At 63.5% G+C, this 23,759-nt stretch carries 21 protein-coding genes and 1 tRNA gene; 15 read left to right on the top strand and 7 right to left on the bottom strand.

Annotated elements, in window-relative coordinates; genetic code table 11:
* Window positions 1-167 precede the first annotated feature (167 nt).
* From NP945_RS12455 to NP945_RS12445, 3 genes are read left to right on the top strand one after another with little or no spacing between them, the layout of a single operon-like run.
* Window positions 168-632, top strand: coding sequence for a MarR family winged helix-turn-helix transcriptional regulator (locus NP945_RS12455; protein ID WP_256746512.1), 465 nt, complete (start codon window positions 168-170; stop codon window positions 630-632).
* Window positions 625-1,917, top strand: coding sequence for an HlyD family secretion protein (locus NP945_RS12450; protein WP_256746511.1), 1,293 nt, complete (start codon window positions 625-627; stop codon window positions 1,915-1,917). The genes NP945_RS12455 and NP945_RS12450 overlap by 8 nt, the downstream gene beginning before the upstream one ends.
* Complete coding sequence (locus NP945_RS12445) at window positions 1,914-3,455, top strand: DHA2 family efflux MFS transporter permease subunit (RefSeq protein ID WP_256746510.1); 1,542 nt, start codon at window positions 1,914-1,916, stop codon at window positions 3,453-3,455. The genes NP945_RS12450 and NP945_RS12445 overlap by 4 nt, the downstream gene beginning before the upstream one ends.
* A 383-nt stretch (window positions 3,456-3,838) precedes the next feature.
* Here the strand turns inward: NP945_RS12445 and NP945_RS12440 are convergent, their stop codons facing one another.
* The 4 genes from NP945_RS12440 to rpmH all read right to left on the bottom strand — a co-directional run bounded on the left by NP945_RS12440 (window position 3,839) and on the right by rpmH (window position 6,897).
* The gene (locus NP945_RS12440) at window positions 3,839-4,399 is read right to left on the bottom strand and encodes a fasciclin domain-containing protein (protein WP_127271417.1); all 561 of its coding nucleotides are present in this window, start codon (window positions 4,397-4,399) and stop codon (window positions 3,839-3,841) included.
* A 179-nt stretch (window positions 4,400-4,578) separates the two neighbouring features.
* Window positions 4,579-6,378 (bottom strand): membrane protein insertase YidC, encoded by a 1,800-nt coding sequence (gene yidC / locus NP945_RS12435; protein WP_127270245.1) that lies wholly within the window; start codon window positions 6,376-6,378, stop codon window positions 4,579-4,581.
* A 14-nt stretch (window positions 6,379-6,392) separates the two neighbouring features.
* The gene (rnpA, locus tag NP945_RS12430) at window positions 6,393-6,746 is read right to left on the bottom strand and encodes a ribonuclease P protein component (RefSeq protein ID WP_027040126.1); all 354 of its coding nucleotides are present in this window, start codon (window positions 6,744-6,746) and stop codon (window positions 6,393-6,395) included.
* Window positions 6,747-6,762: 16 nt separating this feature from the next.
* The gene (rpmH, locus tag NP945_RS12425) at window positions 6,763-6,897 is read right to left on the bottom strand and encodes a 50S ribosomal protein L34 (RefSeq protein WP_008833937.1); all 135 of its coding nucleotides are present in this window, start codon (window positions 6,895-6,897) and stop codon (window positions 6,763-6,765) included.
* Between the two features lie 278 nt (window positions 6,898-7,175).
* Between rpmH and NP945_RS12420 the strand changes: the two genes are divergently transcribed.
* Both NP945_RS12420 and NP945_RS12415 read left to right on the top strand, forming a co-directional pair.
* A complete protein-coding gene (locus NP945_RS12420) occupies window positions 7,176-8,678 on the top strand; it encodes a HAMP domain-containing sensor histidine kinase (protein WP_256746509.1) in 1,503 nt (500 codons plus the stop codon).
* Between the two features lie 219 nt (window positions 8,679-8,897).
* Window positions 8,898-8,974, top strand: a tRNA-Arg gene (locus NP945_RS12415).
* Window positions 8,975-9,419: 445 nt separating this feature from the next.
* Here NP945_RS12415 and NP945_RS12410 read toward each other — a convergent pair.
* Complete coding sequence (locus NP945_RS12410) at window positions 9,420-10,160, bottom strand: hypothetical protein (RefSeq protein ID WP_206516808.1); 741 nt, start codon at window positions 10,158-10,160, stop codon at window positions 9,420-9,422.
* Window positions 10,161-10,332: 172 nt separating this feature from the next.
* On the bottom strand, window positions 10,333-10,569 hold the full coding sequence (locus tag NP945_RS12405; protein WP_127318860.1) for a hypothetical protein: 237 nt from the start codon (window positions 10,567-10,569) through the stop codon (window positions 10,333-10,335).
* Window positions 10,570-10,831: 262 nt separating this feature from the next.
* On the opposite strand from NP945_RS12405, the gene NP945_RS12400 reads away from it, so the two are divergent.
* The 4 genes from NP945_RS12400 to NP945_RS12385 all read left to right on the top strand — a co-directional run bounded on the left by NP945_RS12400 (window position 10,832) and on the right by NP945_RS12385 (window position 15,570).
* A complete protein-coding gene (locus NP945_RS12400; RefSeq protein ID WP_256746508.1) occupies window positions 10,832-12,247 on the top strand; it encodes a LuxR C-terminal-related transcriptional regulator in 1,416 nt (471 codons plus the stop codon).
* 290 nt (window positions 12,248-12,537) lie between these two features.
* A complete protein-coding gene (locus tag NP945_RS12395) occupies window positions 12,538-13,302 on the top strand; it encodes an SDR family NAD(P)-dependent oxidoreductase (RefSeq protein ID WP_256746507.1) in 765 nt (254 codons plus the stop codon).
* Window positions 13,303-13,498: 196 nt separating this feature from the next.
* Window positions 13,499-15,007 (top strand): multicopper oxidase family protein, encoded by a 1,509-nt coding sequence (locus tag NP945_RS12390; protein WP_256746506.1) that lies wholly within the window; start codon window positions 13,499-13,501, stop codon window positions 15,005-15,007.
* A gap of 26 nt (window positions 15,008-15,033) precedes the next feature.
* Window positions 15,034-15,570 carry a cytochrome c gene (locus NP945_RS12385; protein ID WP_256746505.1) on the top strand — a complete coding sequence of 179 codons (537 nt, stop codon included), beginning with the start codon at window positions 15,034-15,036 and terminating at the stop codon, window positions 15,568-15,570.
* Window positions 15,571-15,641: 71 nt separating this feature from the next.
* Here the strand turns inward: NP945_RS12385 and NP945_RS12380 are convergent, their stop codons facing one another.
* Window positions 15,642-16,343, bottom strand: a complete 702-nt coding sequence (locus NP945_RS12380) for a GntR family transcriptional regulator (RefSeq protein ID WP_127268040.1) — start codon at window positions 16,341-16,343, stop codon at window positions 15,642-15,644.
* A 238-nt stretch (window positions 16,344-16,581) separates the two neighbouring features.
* On the opposite strand from NP945_RS12380, the gene NP945_RS12375 reads away from it, so the two are divergent.
* The 6 genes from NP945_RS12375 to NP945_RS12350 all read left to right on the top strand — a co-directional run bounded on the left by NP945_RS12375 (window position 16,582) and on the right by NP945_RS12350 (window position 23,759).
* Complete coding sequence (locus tag NP945_RS12375) at window positions 16,582-17,622, top strand: ABC transporter substrate-binding protein (protein WP_128369683.1); 1,041 nt, start codon at window positions 16,582-16,584, stop codon at window positions 17,620-17,622.
* Between the two features lie 79 nt (window positions 17,623-17,701).
* Complete coding sequence (locus NP945_RS12370; RefSeq protein ID WP_256746504.1) at window positions 17,702-18,784, top strand: ABC transporter ATP-binding protein; 1,083 nt, start codon at window positions 17,702-17,704, stop codon at window positions 18,782-18,784.
* Window positions 18,784-19,710 carry an ABC transporter permease gene (locus NP945_RS12365; protein WP_127268037.1) on the top strand — a complete coding sequence of 309 codons (927 nt, stop codon included), beginning with the start codon at window positions 18,784-18,786 and terminating at the stop codon, window positions 19,708-19,710. Before NP945_RS12370 ends, NP945_RS12365 begins: the two co-directional genes overlap by 1 nt.
* The gene (locus NP945_RS12360; RefSeq protein WP_127328093.1) at window positions 19,707-20,507 is read left to right on the top strand and encodes an ABC transporter permease; all 801 of its coding nucleotides are present in this window, start codon (window positions 19,707-19,709) and stop codon (window positions 20,505-20,507) included. Before NP945_RS12365 ends, NP945_RS12360 begins: the two co-directional genes overlap by 4 nt.
* Window positions 20,508-20,555: 48 nt before the next feature.
* A complete protein-coding gene (gene ggt, locus NP945_RS12355) occupies window positions 20,556-22,142 on the top strand; it encodes a gamma-glutamyltransferase (RefSeq protein WP_256746503.1) in 1,587 nt (528 codons plus the stop codon).
* Between the two features lie 90 nt (window positions 22,143-22,232).
* Window positions 22,233-23,759, top strand: coding sequence for an acyl--CoA ligase (locus NP945_RS12350; RefSeq protein ID WP_256746502.1), 1,527 nt, complete (start codon window positions 22,233-22,235; stop codon window positions 23,757-23,759).

The following is a 23,759-nucleotide window of genomic DNA, read 5'->3' as shown; positions in this document are numbered from 1 at the left end:
TTGCCCGGCAACAGCCTGCTACCTGAGCCTTTTTGTGGTGTCGCAGCCCATGCGTCATTTTTTCCAGGCGGGCTTAGTCCGTCTTGCGCACCGCGTCCAGCGGGATTATGTGCATGATGATAATAAGCATGCTCACTAAAAGTTGCGCCGAAACTCCAGTACCTCCCATGCCATCGCCACCCAACATCAGCTTCGTGCTGCACGATGTCGCGCGCCTGCTTCGAAAGCGGTTCGAGCAGAGGTCGCGGGCATCGGGGCTGACCCGCGCCCAATGGCAGGTGCTGGCCTATCTCTGCCTGCATGAAGGCATCCACCAGAACAAATTGGCGGACCTTATCGAGATCACGCCGATCACGCTCGCCCGGCTGCTCGACAAGATGGAGGCACGCGGCTTCATCGAGCGCCGGCCCAATCCCGCTGACCGCCGGGCATGGCTGCTTTACCTGAAGCCGCAAGCTCATCCGCTCATCGAAATCATGCGCACCAATGGGCAGAAGACGCGGGACGAGGCCTTTGTCGGTCTTTCCGCGGATGCCCAGCTGCATCTGCTGCAAACCCTATCCCTCATCAAATCCAATCTGCTCGCGGCTTGCACCCAGCCTGCCGCCGACCGGGAGAAAACACATGGCTGAATCAACCTCACCAAAGAAGCCTGCCGAAGAAGACGGATCCTCCGCCGACCGGGCGCGCGACCAGATCATCCGACTGGACAGCGAACGCGAACAAAGGCGAGCCGGCACCCTCATCGACAATGACGAGCTCGAAGCACCGGTCGCCCTGGAGCCGGCGGCGCTTGAGGCGCCGTCCAAGGAGCCACGGCAGGCCGGGGTTGCGGTGGCGCCGCCGGCGCCGGTCAAGCCCAAGCGCGGGCGGGCACGGCCGATCCTGTTTGCCCTGCTTCCGGTCGCGCTGGTCGTCGGCGGCTATTACTACGTCATCGGCGGCCAGGTCATGACGACCGACAACGCCTACATCCAGGCGCAGTCGCTCGGCGTTTCCACCGATGTCTCCGGCACTGTGTCCGAGATCGACGTGCACGAGAACGAGGCGGTGAAGAAGGACCAGGTGCTTTTCCGGCTGCGGCCGGCCTCTTTCGAAACCGCTCTTGCCGCCGCTCAGGCGCAGCTCGGCACGGTGCGCAACCAGGTGCTGACCCTGCAGGCGAGTTATCAGCAGTCGCAGGCGCTGATCGAGCAGGCGCAGGCCGACATCCCCTATTACGAAGCCGCGTTCCAGCGCCAGCAGGATCTGCTCAAGACTTCCACCTCCTCCAAGGCGACCTTCGACAGCGCCCAGCACGACCTCGTCGCCGCCCGCCAGAAAGTGTCCGTTGCCCAGGCGCAGGCACAGGCGACGCTTGCCCAGCTTGGCGGCGACGCCAGCCAGCCGGTGGAGAAGAATCCGTTCTACCTCCAGGCGCAGTCGGCGGTGGACGACGCCCAGCGCAATCTTGCCGATTCCATCGTCAAGGCGCCGTTCGACGGCATAGTCACCAATGTCGACGCGCTTCAGGTCGGCAAGTACCTGCCGGCTTCGCAGCCGGCCTTCAGCCTGATTTCGGCGACCGATCTGTGGATCGCGGCGGAGCCGAAGGAAACCGAACTGACTTATGTGCGGCCGGGACAGACGGCGACGATCAGCGTCGACAGCTATCCCGGCACCGTCTGGCACGGCACGGTCGCCTCGATCAGCCCGGCGTCGTCGTCGAGCTTCTCCTTGCTTCCGGCGCAGAACACCACCGGCAACTGGGTCAAGGTCGTGCAACGCATTCCGATGCGCGTGACGGTCGACGATCTCCAGGGCAAGCCGCCGTTGCGTGGCGGGATGAGCGTCGTGGTCGGCATCGATACCGGTCATGCGCGCGGCTTGCCGGACTTCGTGACGGACCTCCTCGGCCGGTTCGGACAAAAGTCATGACCAGCGCGTCCGCGACAGGTGGCGTGGTCGCCAATCGCGGCGCCATCACCGCCTGCGTGATCCTGGCCGTGATCATGCAGGCACTGGACACGACCATCGCCAATGTCGCGCTACCCTATATCCAGGGCAGCGTTTCGGCGAGCGCCGACCAGATAAACTGGGTGCTGACGTCCTATATCGTCGCGGCGGCCGTCATGACTCCGCCTTCGGGCTATCTTGCCAATCGTTTCGGCCGCAAGCGCATCCTTCTGATATCCATCACCGGCTTCGTCGTCGCGTCGGTGCTGTGCGGCTTCGCGCAGTCGCTGCCGCAGATCGTCGGCTTCCGCCTGCTGCAAGGTCTGTTCGGCGCGGCCCTGGTGCCGCTGGCGCAGAGCATCCTGCTCGACATCTACAGCGTCGAGGAGCGCGGCTCGGCGATGGCGCTGTTCGGCGTTTCGGTGATGGTCGGGCCGGTGCTCGGGCCGGTCATCGGCGGCTGGCTCACCGAAAACGTCAGCTGGCGCTGGGTGTTCTACATCAATGTCCCGATCGGGGCTCTGGCTTTCGCCGGCGTCTCGATGTTCGTCCAGGAAACCAAGACGGACCTCAAGGCCAGGCTGGACTGGCTGGGCTTCGGCATGCTCAGCATAACCATCGCCGCGCTGCAGATGTTCCTCGATCGCGGCGAGCAGCTCAACTGGTTTTCGTCGTCCGAGATCATCGTCGAGGCGCTGATCTGCGCGTCGGCCTTCTACATCTTCCTCGTCCACACCTTCACCGCCAAAAACACATTCGTGAACCCGCGGCTGTTCCTCGACAGGAATTTCGCCGTCGGCATGATCTTCATCTTCATCATCGGCATCACCTATCTGGCCTCGCTGGCCCTGATGACGCCCTATCTGCAGACGCTGATGGGCTATCCGGTGGTGACGGCCGGCATCGTCATGGGGCCGCGCGGTCTCGGCACCATGGCTTGCATGTTCCTGGTCGGCAGGCTGATCGGCAAGGTGGACACGCGCTGGCTGCTGTTGACCGGCCTGCTGGTCACCGCCTGGGCGATGTACGACATGACCGGCTGGACCCCTGATGTGTCGCAATGGACGATCATCAGCACCGGCTTCATCCAGGGCGCGGGCCTGGGTTTCCTGTTCGTGCCGCTGACCACCATCACCTTCGCCACGCTGGCGCCGGAGCGGCGCGCGGAAGGCACAGGCCTTTACAATCTGTCGCGGAACATCGGCTCCAGCGTCGGCATATCCGTCGTCACCGCGCTGTTGACGGAGAACGTGCAGATCAACCACGCCAACATCGCCACCTATGTGACGCCTTACAACCAGGCTTTCAGCAATCCGGCCATCTTCCAGGCGATGGATCCCTACAGCGCCGCGGGCCGCGCCGCGCTCGACGGCGTGGTGACGCTGCAGGCGACTGTTATCAGCTACATGAACGACTTCAAGCTGATGATGATCCTGTCGCTTGCCGCCATTCCGCTGGTTCTGTTGCTGCGCAAGCCGGCGACTCCGGCGAAGATCGACCACAGCGCCGTGATGGAGTGATGTTTTGGTCGAGGGCCTTTTGTTGAAGCAAGTTTCGAATGCGTCACTGTCTACAAAATGGAAATACAACGTATGGCGACGTCGTCGGCTGTCCCGTTGCACGTGATGCTAGGTTGCCCAAGTATCCAGCTGATTGAGGACGGCAATCGCCGGATACGATTTCCTGCCGGCTAACCGGCATCTCGGCTACCCGCTCCGTTCAGGTATTTGTTCTCTACGGTCTTCGGTCCATGAACCAAAAGAAACCGGGGTCCTGTGAGGGACAGGACCCCGGCCGATGCCGATACGACTTCCCAAGAAACATGGCACCTCGTCATGAGGTGGGGATGGCAGGCCCGAGAAAGCCCCGACGGACCTGCCTTGATCCCCTTTGCCGAAAGCCGTTACTTCGGCAACAGCACCTTGTTGACGACATGGATGACGCCGTTCGACTGGTTGACGTCGGCGATCGTCACTCGCGCCTCGCCGCCTGACTCATCCATGATGTAGAGCTTGCCCTTCTTGACTTCAGCGGTCAGCGTGTCACCGGAGACGGTTTTCATCTCGTACTTGCCGCCCATCGCTTTGGCCTTCTTCATCATTTCGGCGCCCGAAATCTTGCCTGCCACGACATGCGCGGTCAGCACCTTGGTGAGCTTGCCCTTGTTCTCCGGCTTCAGCAGCGTGTCGACGGTGCCCTTGGGCAGTTTCGCAAACGCCGCGTTAGTCGGGGCGAAGACTGTGAACGGGCCAGCGCCCTGCAGCGTGTCGACCAGGCCGGCGGCCTTGACCGCGGCGACCAGCGTCGTGTGGTCCTTCGAATTGACGGCGTTCTCGACGATGTTCTTGGTGGTGTACATCGGCGCGCCGCCGACATTCGGGTTTTTGGCATAGGCGGGCGCGGCAATCGCCACGCCGGCGACGAACGCGGAAAGGGCGATGGTCCTGAATGACGGCAAGCGCATATGGTCTTCCTCCGGGTGAGGGCTGATCGGAATTGATAGCCTTTGGAAACGCACAGGCAGTCACGCCGCCGGCGGGGCGCAAGTTTCGCCGATCACAGGAACGTGATGCCGAAAGCGGCTTGAACGAAAAAGCCCCGCGCGAGGCGGGGCTTTGAAGGCTGGAGAAAGCGCTGCGCCTTCTATTCGGCCGGTGATGGTTTCTTTCGGAACAGCGCGACCAGATTGTCCCACAGCTCGATCTTGGCGCCCTGGCGCTTCATGATGATGCCTTGCTGCAGGATCGACAGCGTGTTGTTCCAGGCCCAGTAGATGACCAGGCCGGCCGGGAAACCCGCCATCATGAAGGTAAAGATGACAGGCATCCAGGTGAAGATCGCCGCCTGCGTCGGGTCCGGCGGCGTCGGGTTCATGCGCATCTGCAGGAACATGGTGACGCCCATGATCAGCGGCCATACGCCGATCATCAGCATATGCGGCAGCGTGATCGGAATGAGGCCGAACAGGTTGAACAGCGATGTCGGATCGGGCGCGGCCAGATCCTGGATCCAGCCGAAGAACGGCGCATGACGCATCTCGATGGTGATGTAGAGCACCTTGTAGAGCGCGAAGAACACCGGGATCTGCAGCGCCACCGGCCAGCAGCCGGCGATCGGATTGATCTTCTCGGTCTTGTACAGCTCCATCATCGCCTGCTGCTGCTTCATCTTGTCGTCCGCGTATTTCTCGCGGATCTCGAGCATTTTCGGCTGCACCTTCTTCATGTTCGCCATCGACGCGTAGGACTTGTTGGCGAGCGGGTAGAAGATGGCCTTGACGATGACGGTGGTGGCGAGGATGGCCAGACCGAAATTGCCGAAGAATTTGTAGAGCGTGTCGATCAGCCAGAACATCGGCTTGGTGATGAAGTGGAACCAGCCCCAGTCGATCAAAAGATCGAACCGCTTGATTTGACGGTCCTCTGCATAGGCGTTGATCTTGCCGACCTCCTTGGCGCCGGCGAAGATCTCGCTCTCCACCGTCGCCGATTGACCCGCGGCAACCGTTATCGGGTCGGTCAGGAAGTCGGACTGATAGCGGTGGCGGCCGTCCTCGAAAAAGGCGTAGCGCGGCTGGAACGGCTGCTTTTCGGTCGGCACCAGCGTCACCGCCCAGTATTTGTCGGTAATGCCCAACCATCCGTCAGTCGACTTGCCCGGCGTGAACTGCTTGTCCGATTCGATGGACGCGTATTTGTGCTCCTGCAGGCCTTCGGTGCCGGTGAAGCCGATCAGGCCCTCATGCAGCACATAGGTGCTGGCAACGAGCGGCTTGTCGAAGCGGGTGACGCGGCCGTAATTGGACAGCGAGACGGCGGCCGTGCCCGCATTCTGCACCGTGTCGGACACCGTGAACATGTAATCGGTGTCGACGGAGAAGGTGCGCTTGAAGGTCAAGCCCTTGTCGTTCGAATAGGTCAGCGTGACCGGGGTCGTCGGCGTCAGCGTCGCATTGCCGTCGACGGTCCACACAGTCTCCGGACCGGGCACCGCGCCGGTCTTGTCGTTGCCGACGAAACCGATCTCGGCATAATAGCCATTGGGCAGTGCCGCCGGGTTGAGCAGGCTGATCTCGGGCGAGTTCTTGTCGACCGTCTCGGTGTAGTGCTTGAGCTTGAGGTCGTCGAGGCGGGCGCCGGTCAGGTTGATCGAACCCTCGAGGCTCGGCGTGTCGATCTTCGCGCGGGTCGTCGTGGCGAGCGCCTGTTCGCGGCCGGCCGGCGTCACGGCGTCGGTACCCGGTGCATTCGGAATGGCGCCAGGTGCGGCGGGCGTTCCGGTGTCGGTACCGGCGGCCTTCTTCTGCTCCTCGATGCGCTGCTGTTCGACGCGGGCCGCCTCGCGCTGGGCTTCGCTGCGCGGCAACACGTAAAAATATTGCCATACCGCAAGGATCAGCACCGACAGCGCGATGGTGATGAAGAAGTTCCGGTTGTTTTCCATCGAAAGCCCTTGGCCTATCGTGTTCCGCGCAGTCGGCGGGAGAGTTCGGCCTTTAACTGGCCGAACGGAGTGGTAAGCACGTCTTCGCGCCCGACGATGACATAATCATTGCCAGGCGCCATGTCACTTGCAGCATGCGTACGGACGGCTTCTCGCAGCCGCCGCCGGACGCGATTGCGGACAACCGCATTGCCGACCTTCTTGGTGACGGTGTAGCCGACGCGCGGCGACAGGCCGTCGCCGCGGTCGAGAACTTCAACGAGAAAAAGCCGCCCGCGTCGTTTTTCACCACGACGGACAGCCAGGAATTCCGCGCGCTTCAGAAGCCGCTTGGGATTTGGTCCCACTGGCTTGCCGGTTGCGGGCAACGATCTCGTCTTCCGTTCAGGCGCTGAGCCGCTTGCGGCCGCGGTTGCGGCGAGCTGCGACGACGCCGCGACCACCCTTGGTGGCCATGCGGGCACGGAAGCCGTGCCGACGTTTGCGGACGAGTTTAGACGGTTGGTAGGTACGCTTCATTTGTTTTAATACCGCGGGGTGCGGCCCTTCTTGATTCTGTCACTGTGTAACAGGAGCTTTGCCGGGCCGGCTTTGGCGCGATCGAAACCGCGCCGGGACGAATGGCCCGAGCGTGTGCGGGCTTATAGAAAGAAGGCTTTTGGAAGTCAATCCGGAGTCGTCGGGCGCAATCCGGCTCCGTTCAGGCCGGTTTATGTTTGCGACCAAGGATGAAATTGGCAAAAAAGCCGTAATCGCCTAATCTGCGTTGATCAAGTGATCGTGAAGACATTAGCCGCATGAGCGAAACCATACAGGCACAGGAAGGGATCGGCACGGCGGCGTCCACCGAGGCGCCGGCCGCCGTGCGCACGGTGCCGCTGTCGCGCGGCCTGTCGACCAAGCTGCTGCTGCTGACCATCGTCTTCGTGCTTCTGGCCGAAGTGCTGATCTTCCTGCCCTGGATCGCGAGCTACCGGCTGAACTGGCTGAAGGAACGGCTGAGCACGGCGGCTGCGGTGTCGATCGTGCTGGTGCAGGGTGAGCCCGCCTCGCTGTCGCGCACGGCCCAGAACGACGTGCTGATGGCGATCGGCGCCAAGGCGATCGCGGTGCGCGACGGCGGCGTCTCGCGGCTGCTGGTGGTGGCCGAAATGCCGCCGAAGGTCGACGCGCATATCGATATCGCCTCGATCGGCATGATCAAGGGCATGACCGGCGCGCTCGACACGTTGTTTTTCGGCGGCGACCGGATGCTGCGCGTCTTCGGTCCGGTCGGTGACTCGGACAAGGAGTTCGAGCTGATCATGCCCGACAACAGCCTGCGCAATGCGATGCTGCGCTATTCGCGCAACGTCGCCTTCGTCTCGCTGCTGATCTCGCTGTTCACCGCCATGCTGGTCTACGCCGCCATCGACCTGATCATGATCGGGCCGATCCGCACGATGACGCGCTCGATGCTGTCCTTCTCCGAGGCGCCCGACGATCCCGGACGGATCATCCATCCGGCTGCCCGCGCCGACGAGATCGGCGTTGCCGAGCGCGAGCTGTCGCAAATGCAGGAGCGGCTGCAAAAAATGCTCTCCGAGCAGAAGCATCTTGCCGACCTCGGCCTCGCGGTCTCCAAGATCAACCATGACATGCGCAACATCCTGGCCTCGGCGCAGCTGATGTCGGACCGCCTGCGCCAGGTCAAGGATCCGACCGTGCAGGCCTTCGCGCCGAAACTGCTGCGCGCACTCGACCGTGCCGTGTCCTATTCCGAAGGCGTGCTTCACTACGGCCGCACCCAGGAGCCGCCGCCCGCGCGCCGCCGGCTCCGGCTGCGGCAGCTGGTCGAAGACGTGCAAGGCCTGCTCGACATCGAGCAAGGCATCGAGTTCGTCAATTCGGTCGAGCCGGCCTTCGAGGTCGATGCCGATTCCGACCAGCTGTTCAGGGTGCTCACCAATCTGTGCCGGAATTCCGTGCAGGCGATGGCGGCCGACAGCGAAAACGCCTTGGTGCGCCGCCTGGCGGTGTCGGCCGTGCGTCTGGGCAGCGTCAGCCGCATTGCCGTCAGCGACACCGGACCCGGCCTGCCGCCCAAGGCGCGGGAAAACCTGTTCGCGGCCTTTCGCGGCTCGGCGCGCAGCGGCGGCACCGGCCTTGGCCTGGCGATCGCGCACGAACTGATCCGCGCGCATGGCGGCACGGTGGAACTGGTCGAGAGCATTGGCGGGCGCACCACATTCGCCGTCACCATCCCCGATCAGCCGGTCCGGCTCGACCAGGCGCGCAATGGCCTGCGCCGCCCCGCCTGACCGTTTAGGGCGCTGGGTCTCCAATGAGCAGGAACCGGCTCGACTTCGGACCGTTGCCAGGTGCCGGAATCCCAGCCTTCATCGCCGGCCAAGGCACTTGTGACAAAACTTTTGCCGGATCGGCTTGCTTTTCCGAAATTCAGTCGCTAGGGAACACGTCTCGTCGCGACCGGTCGTTTACGATCGGATTGCGGGGTCATGGAAAGCATGGCCTGTTGCGCGCCCGTAGCTCAGCTGGATAGAGCACCAGACTACGAATCTGGGGGTCAGGAGTTCGAATCTCTTCGGGCGCGCCATTCCATCCATCTGAAATTGCTTGCCTTTCAGGCCTCGCTAATCAACCGCATCGGCATGAATTCCTGACGAATGGTGGCCCGCCTGTTGGTCAACAGACGATTCGATCAGATTCGCACGGATCGGGCTGGCGGTCATCGCGGTCGCTGGGTACACGCATCAGGCACCGGTGTTGATGTTGCCGGCTCCCAACGCAAAACCTAGGGAATGACTGTCCGAAAAAAGGCCGTTTTCAACTGCCGCCGATTCCTCGCGTTCTCATACATGCTGATCGCCGGGATGAGGCGCGCTCTCGCTCCGGCCCCTCGCCCGCACCTCGAATTTGGTGCGCTTCAACTCCGGAAGAGTCTTCTGATGCTGCAGATGATCCAGCACGGTCTTCTGCGCGACGTTGCCAAACCCCCAAAGGCGCCTGCAAGCAGGGGCCTCTGTCTTCGACATGGGCCGTCACGTTCGATCTCGGTTGCCGGCGGACGATGCCGGCGCGCTCCCGGCTCGCACCTCCTGGAGCAGCAGCAACAGGTCTGCCTTGGCCCAAAGCAGATAGCAGACAAGCAATGTCAGCGGCGCTGCGACGAGCGTCCAGGAAGCGCCCGACCATACCAGTTGCAGGGCACCGCCGCTCCCCACCGCGGCCGAGACCAGCGCCGGCAGACGGCTGGCCAGAACGGCACTCCGGAACGGATTGGGCCAGTTGGCTGGCCAGCCGGGCAACGGCTTGCCGTCCTCGAAGGCGCTGCCGAACTTGCCGAGCGCATGCAGCAAGCCCGAGGTCGCCGCAAGCACAGGTTCGCCGAACAGGAACAGGGCGATGCCGAGTCCGATCGCCCCGACCCCCGACGTGATGTCGCCAAGGCGGTTTAGGGACACGTCTGGGGACGGCTTCCTGGCCCATGCGCGGCAGTAGATCTCGCCGCTCCAGAAGAAGACCAGCGTGGCCAGGGTGAGCGACAGGGCAGCGATGCTGCCAACGAAATAATCGAGGAGCGCGGCATGGCCACTCACGGCGGAACCCGGCGGCACGGCAACGATCTGGACCATGACGCCCGTCGCCAGCCCGAGCCCATTGCCGAGATTGTAATATCCTCCGGGACCTACCATGCGTGAACGGATTGCCGCGGCGAAACGCGACAGGCCTGAAGTGTCGCCCGGCTCTCCGGCGGCATCGGGAAGGTCATGCATGATCATTGATAACGAACCCCGCGATCAGGCAGCGCACGCAGAAGACGTGCTGGATCATCTCGATCCGAGCAGCAGACAGTTGGCCCGCACCTTCGACATATCGATGTTTCGACAAAAGCTGGTGTATGTGGCGCGCGGTGAGACCAGCTTAGATCAGACCGCGGTCGATCGGGCTTCCTTAGGTGTTCGGCTCGGTCGTCATCGTGCTCTCGTCGTTTTCCGCCCTGTTCAGATTGGCGCAGTGCGGGTGAGCGTTGGCGGGGACAATCTCATAACCGGCTGCGATCAACTGGAGACTCATCTCCTCGAAGTGACGCTTCGAGCCGCTGACGATCGATTCAGGCGTGTAGTTCCAGCCGTTGCGGGCAGCATTGGCCAAGATGCTGGCATAGGCATGCATGCTGGCGATTTTCACGTTTGATTCCAGCAACTGTCGGCACCCGCTTGCGAAAGAAGGTGACGGTTGGGCGGAATAGCCCAAGGCCGTGCATGCCAGCACTATGGATACAGGACGCATGGAACCCCCCTTAGCCGATTGTTTGTTGCCGTCGGGGAAGCTAGCGCCGTGCGAGCCTGCGGCGGAATCGGGCAGATGCGGTATTCGGCCTAGTGCATTTGTAGCATTCTTCTGTAGCATTCTTCGGCTACGGAGGGGTTTCCAAGGACGGGGGTCCACAATGGTGCTCGGCGCTTCGAAAGCTCAAACGCTTGTCGCTTTGTCGGGTCGTGAGCGCGAGGTCGCGGAAAAATTTGCCGCCGGCCTGACCTATCGGGAGATCGGCAAGGCGCTTTTCATTGCTCCGGCCACTGTTCGCACTCACCTTGCGACCATCTACGGAAAACTTGGGGTGCGGACCAAGATCGGGCTCGCGGCGTACTTTGCCGGCGCTTCCGGCGCCAGGCCAGGTGGGCTGTCACCCCATCAAAGCGAAAAACCGCGGCTGGCGGTGATGCCGGTCAAGGGTCAGCTCGGCAAAACAAGGACCGATGCGGATGCATTGACGCGCGCGTTGACCGCAGAGCTCGGACGCTTCTCCCAGATCGGAATCGTCGCAGCGGCCACAATGTTCGCGCTCGCGAAGCGGCATCTCACTGTCAAGGAAATCGGCAGGACCACGGGAGCCAACTATGTCCTGGAGGTCGCGGTCCATAGCCATGACAAAGCCATGCACGCCTTCGCGCATCTCGTGGACGCCGAGGAGGAAGTCGAGGTCTGGAGCGCAAGATATGATCTCGCCCAGACGTCATCGCATGACGAATTGACAGGCGTGATCAGCGGAAACCTCTTCCAGGTGTTGATGAAGCACGCGGCAGGCCCGCCCGCCCTCGAGGAAGCAATTCAGCACCACAAGCTCTATCTGAAGGCGTTTTACCACGTCGAACGGCCGACGGCGAAAGGCATGGTCGTAGCGCGGCGTCTCTGTGAAAGGCTCCTCGCCGCCGAGCCAGAGCATGCCTTGATAAGGGAGACTCTTGCCTGGGTCGATTTCCACTCCTGCTTCAACGGATGGTCCACTGAACCCGTCCAGGCCTTTCGCCGGGCTGGTGATGAGGCTCGGGCCGGACTTTGTGGCCATGACCGGGAAGCATCTCTGCACAGTGCTCTCGGATTGGCCGAGACTTATCTCGGAAACTTGCAGACGGGCCTTGGCTGCCTGTGGCGGGCCATCGCACTCAATCCGAACGATGCAGAGTGTCGTACCTGGCTGGGAATTGGGCTAACTTACGCCGGAGATCTCGAAGGTGCACAGGCAGCTTTCGCGCGGGCCGACCTTCTCAGTCCGAATTATCATCCGATCTTTCTGTTCAGGGGCGATGCCGAATACGCCGGCGGGAACTATAACGCCGCGACTGCCTCGTTTGATCGATTTCTGATGGTCCTGCCTGAATACCACTGGGCACGGCTCCTGCGGGCTGCATCATACATGGGGATGGGCGATCTCGAGTCTGCGCGGAAGGACGTGTCGTTCGTCTCGCGCGAGTCGCCCAGGTTGACCGGCGAGTATGTCGATCGATTGCAGCAAGCGCGCGGTCCGGAGTTTAGAAATAACCTGTGGTCACGCCTCAGCGCAGCAGGACTGCCATGGAAGTGACCTATCGAGGATGACATTGGGCGCATAAGGTCCGGTTGCGTGTCAACTTGCGTCATGGCGGGCTCCAACCCGAACGGCGGGAACGAGTGACGGCCTGCGACTGCACGGCGGTGGCAGGATGGCTGGTCAACACCGGCCACGCAATGGACTAAGCATTCGGGCGGCGCCTACGCGGGTCACCAGGACGAAGCTCGGCTAAGCGGCGCAGAATGCTGCAGAGCAAATCTTCGCAGCGCCGTTGTCCAATCTGCGTGGTAAGACCGCGACAGGCGGAACCAGCGGAGCCCGATTTGACCATTCCCCATACCCGCATCAAACGCGCTTTGATCACCGGGGCCGGCGCGGCCGACGGCATCGGCTTTGCCATTGCCCGGCAGCTCGGCTATGCCGGTCATGCCGTTTTTCTCACCGGTGCCAGTGCGCGTGTGCTCGATCGCGCCGTTGGGCTCCGTGCAGAAGGCATCGATGCCAAGGCCGTGGTCGCCGATCTCACCATCGCTGCCGATGTCGCGCGGCTGCGGGCCGATGTCGGGGCGGTCGATATACTGGTCAACAATGCCGGCATGGGCTCGCTGGCATCGCCATCGGTCGACAAGGCGTTTCTCGCCATGACCGAGGCCGACTGGGACCAGGGGATCGACGTCAGCCTGAAGACGGCATTCCTCGTCACGAAGGCCTTTCTGCCGGCGATGGTCGAAGCGGGCTATGGGCGCATCGTCAATGTGGCGTCGGTCACCGGCCCGCTGGTGTCTTTCGAAGGCACGGCAGCCTATTCGGCCGCCAAGGCCGGCATGGCCGGCCTGACGCGCACGCTGGCGCTCGAAGTGGCGAAAAACGGCATCACGGTCAACGCCGTCGCTCCCGGCTGGATCGAAACGGGCTCGTCGAGCGAAATGGAGCGGCAAGCCGCCCTGCATACGCCGCCGGCGCGGGCCGGGCGGCCGGATGAAGTGGCCGCCGCGGTGGCATTCCTGGCCTCGGAAGGCGCCAGCTATGTCAATGGCGCGCTGCTGGTGGTCGACGGCGGCAACAGCCTTCAGGAGCGCAAGGGCTGAGAACTCTGCGGCTTCGCCGGAACGACCGGTGTTCATGATCGGACAGCGGGTCCGGGCTCTCACTACGTCGTGCGCCAACGCAGCTTCTATCGTCACCGTCGACTGCTCGATCTCACTTGACCTTCCAGCTGCTGGAACCCTTAGGGTCACGCGAGGTCTTCCGGCGGGCCTTTCATCGAGAGCAAGGAGCGGAGAAATGCATCGACGCGGATTTCTGACGGCAAGCCTGGCGACGGTTCTGGCGAGCCCGCGTGCGCTGGCGCAGACGAAGATGGACGATATGTCGATGCCCGGCATGGGCGGCCATGCCGGGCACTACGTGGCCGCGATGGTGCAAGACGCGGTCACCCTGCCCGAAGGCCAGGCGTTGCGCGCCCTGCAGGTGCTTGCCAACGAAGCCGACCGGCCGGGCTTGCTCAGGGCGAGGCTGACCGCGGAACCGGCCATTGCGAGGTTCGCCGAGGGGCGAGACACACCGATCCTCGCCTATAATGGCATCAGCCCGGGGCCGCTGATCGAGGCCTTCGAAGGCGACCGCGTCGAGATCACATTTGCCAACCGCATCGATAACGAGGTGAGCACCATCCACTGGCACGGCATGCCGGTGCCCGCCGACCAGGACGGCAGTCCGATGGATCCGGTTGCGGCGGGCACCGAGCGCGTTTATGCCTTCGAGCTGCCGGAAGGCTCCGCAGGCTCCTATTGGTACCACCCGCACCCGCACGGCAAGACGGCAGAGCAGGTCTATCGGGGTCTTGCCGGCGCCTTCGTCGTCAAGGCCAAGGCCGATCCCATCCCGGCCGAATATGGCGACACGGTGCTGGTGTTCACCGACCTCAGACTTGCCGCCGATGGCTCGATACCGAGCAACAGCATGAGCGATCTGATGAACGGCCGCGTTGGCGACCACGTGCTGGTCAACGGCCAGAAGAATCCCAGGCTCTCGGTGGCAAAGGGCGCCAAGCGACGCCTGCGCCTCTACAACGCCACCAACGCACGGTTCCTGAAGCTTGCCTTCGACGGCGCGACGATAACAGTCATCGGGACGGATGGCGGGCTGCTCGCGGCGCCGGTGGCGGCGGACGAGATCCTGCTCAGCCCGGGCGAACGCCTCGAGTTGGTCGCATCCTTCGACAGGCCCGGCCCCATCACCCTCGATACGCTCGGCTACGACCGTGGCTGGATGGGTCCCGGCCGCCCGGCCGATGCGGGGCTGACGCTGCTGACGGTCGATGTCTCGGAGAACGAAGCCGAGGCGGTGCCGCAGCTGCCGGCGCGGCTGCGGCCGATCGCACCGTTCGCCGACCCTGTCCTCAGCCGGCGACTCTTTTTAACGGAGACCATGGCGATGAAACCCACCGGCATGGAGATGGGTTTCCTGATCAACGGCAAGGCCTTCGATATGGGACGCGTCGACTTCGTCGCCAGGGCCGGCGAGATCGAGCTCTGGGAGATAGTCAACCAGGCCGACATGGACCATCCCTTTCACGTCCACGGTACTCAATTCCAGGTCGTCGAACATGAGCGCGACGGCGCGGTGTCCAAGCCGCCCTATCTCGCATGGAAGGACACGGTGAACGTCGCCCGCGGCGAGACGGTGCGGCTCCTGCTGCGCCAGGATAGGCCGGGGCAGCGCATGTATCACTGCCACATCCTCGAGCACGAGCAGCTCGGCATGATGGGCGTGCTCGATGTCATGGCATGAAGTTCGGCATCGCGTTCGGAGCGGTGGTGCTGGCGCTGGCCGGTTCGCTGAGCCTCTCCTCGCCGCAGGCGGTCGCCTCCAGTGATGAGATCGTGGCCGCACGCCAGGCCTCGATGAAGGCTATGGCGGCGGCAGCGAAAACCATCGCCGAGATGTTCGGCGGCAAGCGCGCCTACGACGCCGCCAGCTTCAAGGCGGCGGCGGAGGCGCTCAGCGCCCGTACCGGACCCGCCCTGATGGCTGAATTCCCGCCGGGCACGCTGGGCGCGCCGTCGGGCGCCAAAGCGGAAATCGATCAGGCGCGGCCGGAGTTCGAGGCGCTCGCCAGTCACATTGGCGAACTCGCCGATGCATTGGCAGCCAAGGCCGAAACCGCGCCTGCCCGGATCACCGGGGACATGCGCATGGGCGCGATGACGTCAATGGACGGGGGCAGTCTGCTCGGCAAGCGGCTGAAGACAACGCAGGCGGATCCGGCCGGATTGCCGGCGGAGCATCTTCTGCACCTTATCCTCCAGGATTGCTCAAGCTGCCATTCCAAGTTTCGGCAAAAGGTGAAGTGAGAACCGGCGATCACACCGCCATTTGTTGCCCTCTTGTGCAGCGAGGCGGAATGCCAGGAAGGCCACCTGTATCAAGACGCCTTCGCCAGAAAATTCCGATAATCCGACTTGGCCTGCAGCAGGCGCAGCACATTGTCGCGCGAGCCGCGCACATGGGCGCGTGCCAGCGTGCCGGCTCTGGCGGCGTCGCCGGCGCAGATGGCATCGACGATCTCGGCGTGCTCGTCGCGGGCGATCTTCCATTCGTCCAGCCACAGGAGTTCGGTCCAGACGTAGTGCTGGCACTTGTCGAGGATGCCGCACAGCATGTTGTGCAGCATGACGTTGCCGCTGATTTCGGCGATGACGCGGTGCAGGTCGATGCCGACTTCCAGTTCCTGGAATTTTTCCCGGTTCGTGCGTTCCGGAATGGCTGCCAGCCGTTCGCATTCGGCCAGCATGGCGCGCAGCCGCGCCTTGTCCTGTTCCGTCGCCGCCGTTGCCGCAAGTTCCGTCGCATGGCCGTCGAGCAGTTCGCGGATCTCGAAGGCCTCGCGGAACATGTTGATGTCGAACTCGGTGACGACATAGCCCTGGCGCGGCCGGCCGGTGACCAGCCCGTCACGCTCGAGGCGATTGAAAGCCTCGCGCACCGGGGTTCGGCTGACCGTCAGCTTCGCCGCGATATCGTTTTCGGTGACGCGGGAGCCCGGCGGGATCTGGCCGGTCACGATCATCGCCTTCAGCGCGGAGTAGACCGAGTCGCGCAGCGTATTTTTGGTTTCCTTGGCCAAGCTTCCCTTCCCACTTCTCCGGCCTTTCAGCCGGAACACGCATAGCTGTAGCCGCAGTCGGCGCAATTTGCCACGCCTCCGGCGAAGCCGTCCCTCACCAACCTGGTCCGGCACGAAGCGTACATTTCGAGCGCGCCGGCGGTGTTGACAACATCGATCGCTAGGCTACACTCAAAATTGTATACAAAATAGCATGCCAAATCAAAAACAATGGGAACACCGGTTGGAGAGCCGAAAAATGAACAGAACCAGAAACGTTAGCATCGTTGCGATGGCGGGCCTCATGGCTTCGTTCGCAGCCCCCGCCATGGCGGGCGACACCATCACCGTCGCCTCATGGGGCGGCACCTACCAGGAGGCGCAGACCAAGGCGTTTTTCAAGCCGACCGCCGACGCGCTCGGCATCACCATCAAGGAAGACACCACCAACGGCCTCGACGACGTCCGGCTGCAGGTGACCGGCAATGCGGTGAAGTGGGACATCACCGAACTTGGCGCCGACGAATGTGCGCGCGGCTCGAAGGAAGGGCTGTTCGAAAAGCTCGACTACGGCATCATCGACAAGAGCGGCATCAACCCGAAGCTTGTCCACGACGACTGGGTCGGCATTTCCTACACCTCGGTCGTGCTGATCTACCGGACCGACGTATTCGGCGACAAAGGCCCGAAGACCTGGGCCGATTTCTGGAACGTGGAAAAGTTTCCGGGACGGCGCGCGCTGAGCGGCAGCCAGGCGACGGAAACGCTGAGCGTTGCCGCACTGGCCGAGGGCATTCCGATCGACAAGGTCTATCCGGTCGATATCGACGGCGCGTTGAATTCCGTCGACAAGATCCGCGGCAATGTCGACGCCTGGTGGACCTCCGGCGCCCAGGCCATGCAGCTGGTTAAGGACGGCGAAGTCGACATGGCGAGCATCTGGAACGGCCGCGCCGGCACCTTGAAAAAGGAAGGCGCGCCGATCAGCTTTTCCTTCGACCAGGGCGTGCTGACCGCCGACTGCATGGTCATCCCGAAGGGCGCCAAGAACAAGGAGGCGGCCATGAAGGCGCTGGCGATGTTCGTCAGCCCGCAATTGCAGGCCAATCTGCCGCTCTATGTCGACAATGGCCCGGTCAACGAGAAGGCTTTCGAGACTGGCAAGATCCCGCAGGACAGGATCAAGGACATCAATTCGGCGCCCGAAAACGTCAAGAAGCAGGTGTTGCAGGATGCAGAATTCTGGCGCGACAACCTGGTCGAGGCGACGGAAAAGTTCAACAATCTGATCCAGCAATAGGCTGCGGCCGCAATCCAAACCACGGCAGGGCGACGCCTCGCCCTGCTTTCGCCGCCTCAGCCCCTGGGAGAGAAAAATCTTGTCCATTGCGCCATCCGCGTTGCCGATCGGCATGCGCGGGATCGAGAAACGATTTGGCAGTGTGCCTGTGCTGCGCGACCTCAACCTCGATGTCGAGGCTGGTGAATTCCTGACGCTGCTGGGGCCTTCCGGTTCCGGCAAGACGACGCTGCTGATGATCCTGGCCGGTTTCGTGCGGGCCAATGCCGGCTCGATCAGGGTCGGCGGCGACGAGATCATCACCACGCCGCCGCACAAGCGCAACATCGGCATGGTGTTCCAGAACTACGCGCTGTTTCCGCATATGAACGTCTTTCACAACATCGCCTTTCCGCTGAAGCAACGCGGCGTCGCCGCCGCCGAGACGGCCGAGCGTGTCGAGAAGGCACTCGATCTGGTGAAATTGCAGGGACTGGGCGAGCGCCGGGTCGACCAGCTCTCCGGCGGCCAACGCCAGCGCGTGGCGCTGGCGCGCGCCATCGTCTTCGAGCCGCGCATCGTGCTTATGGACGAACCCTTGTCGGCGCTCGACAAGGGCCTGCGCGAGCACATGCAGATCGAGCTACGCGCCCTGCATCGGCGGCTCGGCATGACCACCGTCTATGTCACGCACGACCAGCGCGAAGCCATCACCATGTCGGACCGCATTGCTGTCATGAACGGCGGACGCATCGAACAGCTCGACAAGCCCGAAAGCCTCTACGCCAGGCCGCAAACGCAATTTGTAGCAGGCTTCATCGGCGAATCGAATTTCATTCCGGTCGAGTGCCGCAACGGCTCCGTCTGGTACGAGGACCGAAGAATCCATACGGCGGCGGCGACGCCGGCGGCAGGCCAGTACCTGATGGTGGTGCGGCCGGAAAAGCTGCGGCTGCTCACCAATACCGAACAGCCAAAGGGCGTCAATGTGCTCGAGGCGACGGTCAACGACATCATCTACCAGGGCGACAGCTTCGTCTGCTACGCGGCGTTGCGCGACGGCCGGCAGCTGACGTTGCGCGATTATTGCCGCAGCGATGTGCTGGCGAAAATGCCGGCTCCCGGCCAGCCGGTCAGCTTCGGTCTCGATGCGCACGACACGATCCTGGTGGCGGCAGACTGATGAGCGCGCAGACCGCCCTCATGCAGGAGACCGGCAGCCCAGCAGGCCGGGAGCTCAACACGCAGGCACTTCGCGCCGACGCCCGGCGTGAATCACTACGGCTGCTGGCGCTGCTGTCGCCGAGCCTGTTGCTGGTCTTCGCCATCATCATCGTGCCCATCGGCTGGCTGTTCTGGCTGTCGTTGTTCGACGAAGCGGGCGGCTTCAGCGCCGCCAATTATGCGCGATTCTTCGAGCAGGCCTCCTACATCAAGACCTTTGTCACCACCTTCAAGGTCGCCTTCATCGTCACCGGCGCCTGCGTGCTGCTTGGCTATCCCCTGGCCTACATGCTGTCGCAACTGCCGCGCCGGGCGGCGTCGATCTGCCTGATCTTCGTCATCCTGCCGTTCTGGACATCGGTCCTGGTGCGCACCTATGCCTGGCTGGTGATCCTGCAGCGCAAGGGCCTGATCAACAGCTGGCTGATCGACCTCGGTGTCATCAGCCAGCCGCTATCGCTCGCTAACAATTTTTCGGGCGTCGTCATCGGCATGACGCATATCCTGCTGCCGTTCCTGGTGCTGCCGCTTTACGCCTCGATGAAGACAATCGACACCGACTGCCTGCGCGCCGGCATGAACCTCGGCGCCGGCCCGGCCGCCACCTTCCGGCAGATCTTCTTTCCGCTGTCGCTGCCCGGCCTCGCCTCGGGCGTGGTCATCGTCTTCGTGCTCTGCCTGGGCTTCTTCGTCACGCCTGCGCTGATGGGCGGCGGCAAGGTCATCATGTGGGCGATGCGCATGGAACAGACCACCAGCCTCTATTCCAACTGGGGCGCGGGTGCAGCACTCGGCGTGGTGCTGCTGGTGGTCACGCTGGCGCTTCTCGGCCTGTTCCAGTGGCTGCTCGGCGCGCGCGCCACAGGTGTGTGGAGTTCGCGATGAGCGAGGATTTTGGCCTGCCTATCTCGCACCGGCAACGGCTGTGGCTCTATTGCCTCGGCGGCCTCGTGCTTCTGTTCCTGATCGCGCCGTCGATCATCATCGTCATCATGTCGTTTTCGGACTCGACGCTGCTGCAATTCCCGCCGCAGCAATGGTCGCTGCGCTGGTACCAGACCTATTTCGGGTCGCTGGAATGGCGCGACGCGACGATCGTCTCGGTCAAGGTGGCTGTCATGACGGTGCTGGTGGCGACACCGCTCGGGACCGCGGCCGCCTATGCCATCAACCGGGGCACGCTGCGCTTCAATGGCACCATCAACGCGCTGCTGACGGCGTCGCTGATCGTCCCGGTGATCCTGATCGGCATCGGCACCTTCTTCCTCTATGCGCGCATCGGGCTCAACAACACGCTGACCGGCCTGGTCATCGCGCACACGGTGCAGGCGCTGCCGCTGGTGGTGCTGACCGTGCTTTCCGGGCTGCGCTCCTACGACATGAATCAGGAGCGGGTGGCGCGCAGCCTTGGCGCCGGCCGTGTCGCCGCCTTCTGGCAGGTGACGATGCCACAGATCCGCTTCTCGATCGTCTCGGGTGCGCTGTTTGCCTTCATCACCTCCTTCGACGAGGTGGTGGTTTCGCTGTTCATATCGGGCGGCGAGACCACGACATTGACGCGCCGCATGTTCAATGCGCTGCGCGACCAGATCGACCCGACGATCGCCGCCATCTCGACCTGCCTGATCGTGCTCTCGGTCGTGCTGTTGTCGGTTGCGCAGATCTTCGGCCGGCGGCATTGATTTCACCAGACGAATTCGCAGAAGTGACCCATGGGATATCCAGACAGAATGCGTGATTTCCAGTTTCCCGGCCGCTCGCCGGTTCGTGCCACCGAGGCGGTTGCCGCGACCTCGCATCCGCTTGCAACCCTTGCGGCCATCGACATGCTGCGCTCCGGCGGCAATGCCATGGATGCCGCGGTCTGCGCCGCCGCCGTGCAGGGCGTGGTCGAGCCGCAATCGACAGGCATCGGCGGCGACTGCTTCGTGCTCTATTCTCCCGGGGGACAAGGCAATGTGCTGGCCTTCAACGGGTCCGGCCGCGCGCCTGCCAGGGCGACAGTCGACTGGTACCGCGAGAAAGGCTTCGACCGCATCCCGTTGCAGGGGCCGCATGCGGTCACCGTGCCGGGTGCCGTCGACGCCTGGAGCCGCCTGCTCGAAGACCATGGCCGCAAGGGCCTTGCCGAGACGCTGGCGCCGGCCATCCACTATGCCGAGAGCGGCTATGTCGTGCACGACCGCGTCGCCTTCGACTGGGCCGAGCCGGAGACCGACCTGTCGGCCGACGAGCATGCCGCGCGCATCTTCCTGCCTGGCGGCAAGGCGCCGAAGGCTGGCGACGTCCACCGGCAGCCGGAGTTGGCGGAGACCTTGCGCATCATCGCCAAACACGGCCGGTCCGGTTTCTACGAAGGCGCTGTCGCCGACGACATGGTGAGTCGGCTCAATGCATTGGGCGGACTTCATACGGCCGAGGATTTCGCCGCGACCCGAGGCGACTATGTGGCGCCGGTCAGCACCTCCTATGGCGGCCATGAGATCCACCAGATGCCACCGAACAATCAGGGGCTGACGGCGCTTTTGATGCTCAATTTGCTGTCGGGCTTCGAGCTTGGCGGGCTGGATCCCAACGGTGCCGAGCGCCTGCATCTGGAGATCGAGGCCGGGCGCCTGGCCTATCGCGACCGCGACCGCTATGTCGGCGACCAGGACCATGTCCCAGTGCCGGTCAGAGAGCTCCTGTCCGGCGCCTATGCCGACCGGCTGCGCGCCGAGATCGACCGCGACCGCGCCATGACGCATCTGCCGCGCGTGGAGCTGCCCGACAGCGACACGGTCTACATCTCGATTGTCGATCGCGACCGCAACGCGGTGTCCTTCATCAACTCGACCTATTATTCGTTCGGCAGCGGTGTCGTCGGCCCCAAGTCCGGTGTCGTGCTGCAGAACCGCGGCTCCAGCTTTCGCCTCGATCCAGCGCATCCGAACGCGATCGCACCGGGCAAGCGGCCGATGCACACGATCATGCCGGGCATGGCGACGAAGAACGGCCGCGTGGTGATGCCGTTCGGGGTCATGGGCGGCGGCTATCAGCCGTTCGGCCATGTCCATCTGCTGACCAACATGATCGACTTCGGCATGGACCCGCAGCAGGCGCTGGATGCGCCGAGGGTGTTTTACAATGACGACACCGTGGAGGCCGAGCGTGGCGTTCCCACTGATGCAATCGAAGGCCTGCGCGGGCGCGGCCACCGCATAGCCGAACCACATCATCCGCTTGGCGGCGGGCAGGTGGTGCTGATCGATTGGGAGAAGGGGACGCTGACCGGCGCTTCCGATCCGCGCAAGGATGGTTTGGCGCTTGGCTACTGAGGCGATCCGTTGTCCAATGGCGTATCCATATCGAGGCAAGCCCGTCAGCGGGGCTTCCACCAATAGTCGTTCGAAATCCAGCCGGTGATCATGACCCAAACCGAAACCCACGCAGATCTCTCCCGCCGTCTCGCCGCCGGCGCCGACGATGCGCCCGCCATCCTGGCACCCGACAGGGCGACGCTTAGCCATGGCGAATTGCGCAGCCTGATCGCCGATACGGCAAAACAGCTGCATGCGCGCGGCATCGGCCGCGGCGACAGGGTGGCGATCGTGCTGCCGAACGGGCCCGAGATGGCCACCGCCTTCGTCGCCGTAGCGGCCGCCGCCTCGACGGCTCCGCTCAACCCCGCCTACCGGGCCGACGAGCTCGATTTCTACCTGACCGACATCGGCGCCAAGGCGATCCTTGTCGCGGAGGGCGAGACCGGACCGGCGGTGACGGTGGCCGAACGCCTCGGCATCGGCGTGCTGCGGCTTGTCGTGCAGCCCGGCACACCCGCCGGCAGCTTCACGATCGAGGGCGCAGCGATCGGACCACAGGCCGCGCCCGACATGGCGCAAGACAGCGACATTGCGCTGCTGCTGCATACCTCCGGAACGACATCGCGTCCAAAACTGGTGCCGCTCAGCCATGCCAACATCGCGGCCTCGGCTGCCCATATCGGCGGCACACTTGGCCTGACGCCAGATGACCGCTGCCTCAACATCATGCCGCTGTTCCACATTCACGGCCTGATCGCGGCCGTGCTGTCGTCGCTGGCTGCCGGTGGCAGCATCTACTGCACGCCCGGCTTCAACGCGCTGCGCTTCTTCCAGTGGCTGAGCGAGGCTCAGCCAAGCTGGTACACGGCGGTGCCGACCATGCATCAGGCGATCCTGCCCAGGGCAGCACGCAACACCGAGGCGCTGGCGGCGGCGCGTCTGCGCTTCATCCGCTCGTCCTCGGCGTCGCTGCCGGCACAGGTGATGACTGAGCTGGAGGCGACCTTCGGCTGCCCGGTTATCGAATCCTACGGGATGACCGAGGCCGCGCACCAGATGGCCTCGAACCGGCTGCCGCCGGGCCAGCGCAAGCCGGGCAGCGTCGGTGCCTCCGCCGGTCCGGCCGTGGCTGTCATGGCGCCTGACGGGCGGCTGCTCGCAGCCGGCGAGACAGGCGAGATCGTCATTCGCGGACCCAATGTCACGACGGGTTACGAGAAGAACCCGGATGCCAATGCCACGGCTTTCGCGCATGGCTGGTTCCACACTGGCGACCAGGGCGTGCTCGACGAGGACGGCTATCTCAGGGTCACCGGTCGGCTCAAGGAGATCATCAACCGCGGTGGCGAAAAGATCTCGCCGCTCGAGGTCGACGACGTGCTGATGGACCATCCGGCGGTGGCGCAGGTCGTCACCTTCGCCATGCCGCATGACAAGCTTGGCGAGGAGGTGGCCGCGGCGGTTGTGCTGCGCGAAGGCATCAGTGCCACCGAGGGCGACATCCGCACCTATGCCGCGACACGGCTTGCCGATTTCAAGGTGCCGCGCAAGATCCTGATCCTGGACGAGATCCCCAAGGGTGCGACCGGCAAATTGCAGCGCATCGGCCTTGCTGCCAAACTCGGGCTTTGA

It is taken from the genome of Mesorhizobium sp. LMG17149 (assembly GCF_024518695.1).
Classification (GTDB): domain Bacteria; phylum Pseudomonadota; class Alphaproteobacteria; order Rhizobiales; family Rhizobiaceae; genus Mesorhizobium.
This window is presented reverse-complemented; position numbering and strand designations above follow the sequence as displayed.

What these genes read in the sequence shown, in the direction of transcription:
- NP945_RS12455 (WP_256746512.1), top strand. Translation starts at nt 168, where the DNA reads ATGCCATCGCCACCCAACATCAGCTTCGTGCTGCACGATGTCGCGCGC.
- NP945_RS12450 (WP_256746511.1), top strand. Translation starts at nt 625, where the DNA reads ATGGCTGAATCAACCTCACCAAAGAAGCCTGCCGAAGAAGACGGATCC.
- NP945_RS12445 (WP_256746510.1), top strand. Translation starts at nt 1,914, where the DNA reads ATGACCAGCGCGTCCGCGACAGGTGGCGTGGTCGCCAATCGCGGCGCC.
- NP945_RS12440 (WP_127271417.1), bottom strand. Translation starts at nt 4,399, where the DNA reads ATGCGCTTGCCGTCATTCAGGACCATCGCCCTTTCCGCGTTCGTCGCC.
- yidC (WP_127270245.1), bottom strand. Translation starts at nt 6,378, where the DNA reads ATGGAAAACAACCGGAACTTCTTCATCACCATCGCGCTGTCGGTGCTG.
- rpmH (WP_008833937.1), bottom strand. Translation starts at nt 6,897, where the DNA reads ATGAAGCGTACCTACCAACCGTCTAAACTCGTCCGCAAACGTCGGCAC.
- NP945_RS12420 (WP_256746509.1), top strand. Translation starts at nt 7,176, where the DNA reads ATGAGCGAAACCATACAGGCACAGGAAGGGATCGGCACGGCGGCGTCC.
- NP945_RS12410 (WP_206516808.1), bottom strand. Translation starts at nt 10,160, where the DNA reads ATGATCATGCATGACCTTCCCGATGCCGCCGGAGAGCCGGGCGACACT.
- NP945_RS12400 (WP_256746508.1), top strand. Translation starts at nt 10,832, where the DNA reads ATGGTGCTCGGCGCTTCGAAAGCTCAAACGCTTGTCGCTTTGTCGGGT.
- NP945_RS12390 (WP_256746506.1), top strand. Translation starts at nt 13,499, where the DNA reads ATGCATCGACGCGGATTTCTGACGGCAAGCCTGGCGACGGTTCTGGCG.
- NP945_RS12375 (WP_128369683.1), top strand. Translation starts at nt 16,582, where the DNA reads ATGAACAGAACCAGAAACGTTAGCATCGTTGCGATGGCGGGCCTCATG.
- NP945_RS12365 (WP_127268037.1), top strand. Translation starts at nt 18,784, where the DNA reads ATGAGCGCGCAGACCGCCCTCATGCAGGAGACCGGCAGCCCAGCAGGC.
- NP945_RS12360 (WP_127328093.1), top strand. Translation starts at nt 19,707, where the DNA reads ATGAGCGAGGATTTTGGCCTGCCTATCTCGCACCGGCAACGGCTGTGG.
- ggt (WP_256746503.1), top strand. Translation starts at nt 20,556, where the DNA reads ATGCGTGATTTCCAGTTTCCCGGCCGCTCGCCGGTTCGTGCCACCGAG.
- NP945_RS12350 (WP_256746502.1), top strand. Translation starts at nt 22,233, where the DNA reads ATGACCCAAACCGAAACCCACGCAGATCTCTCCCGCCGTCTCGCCGCC.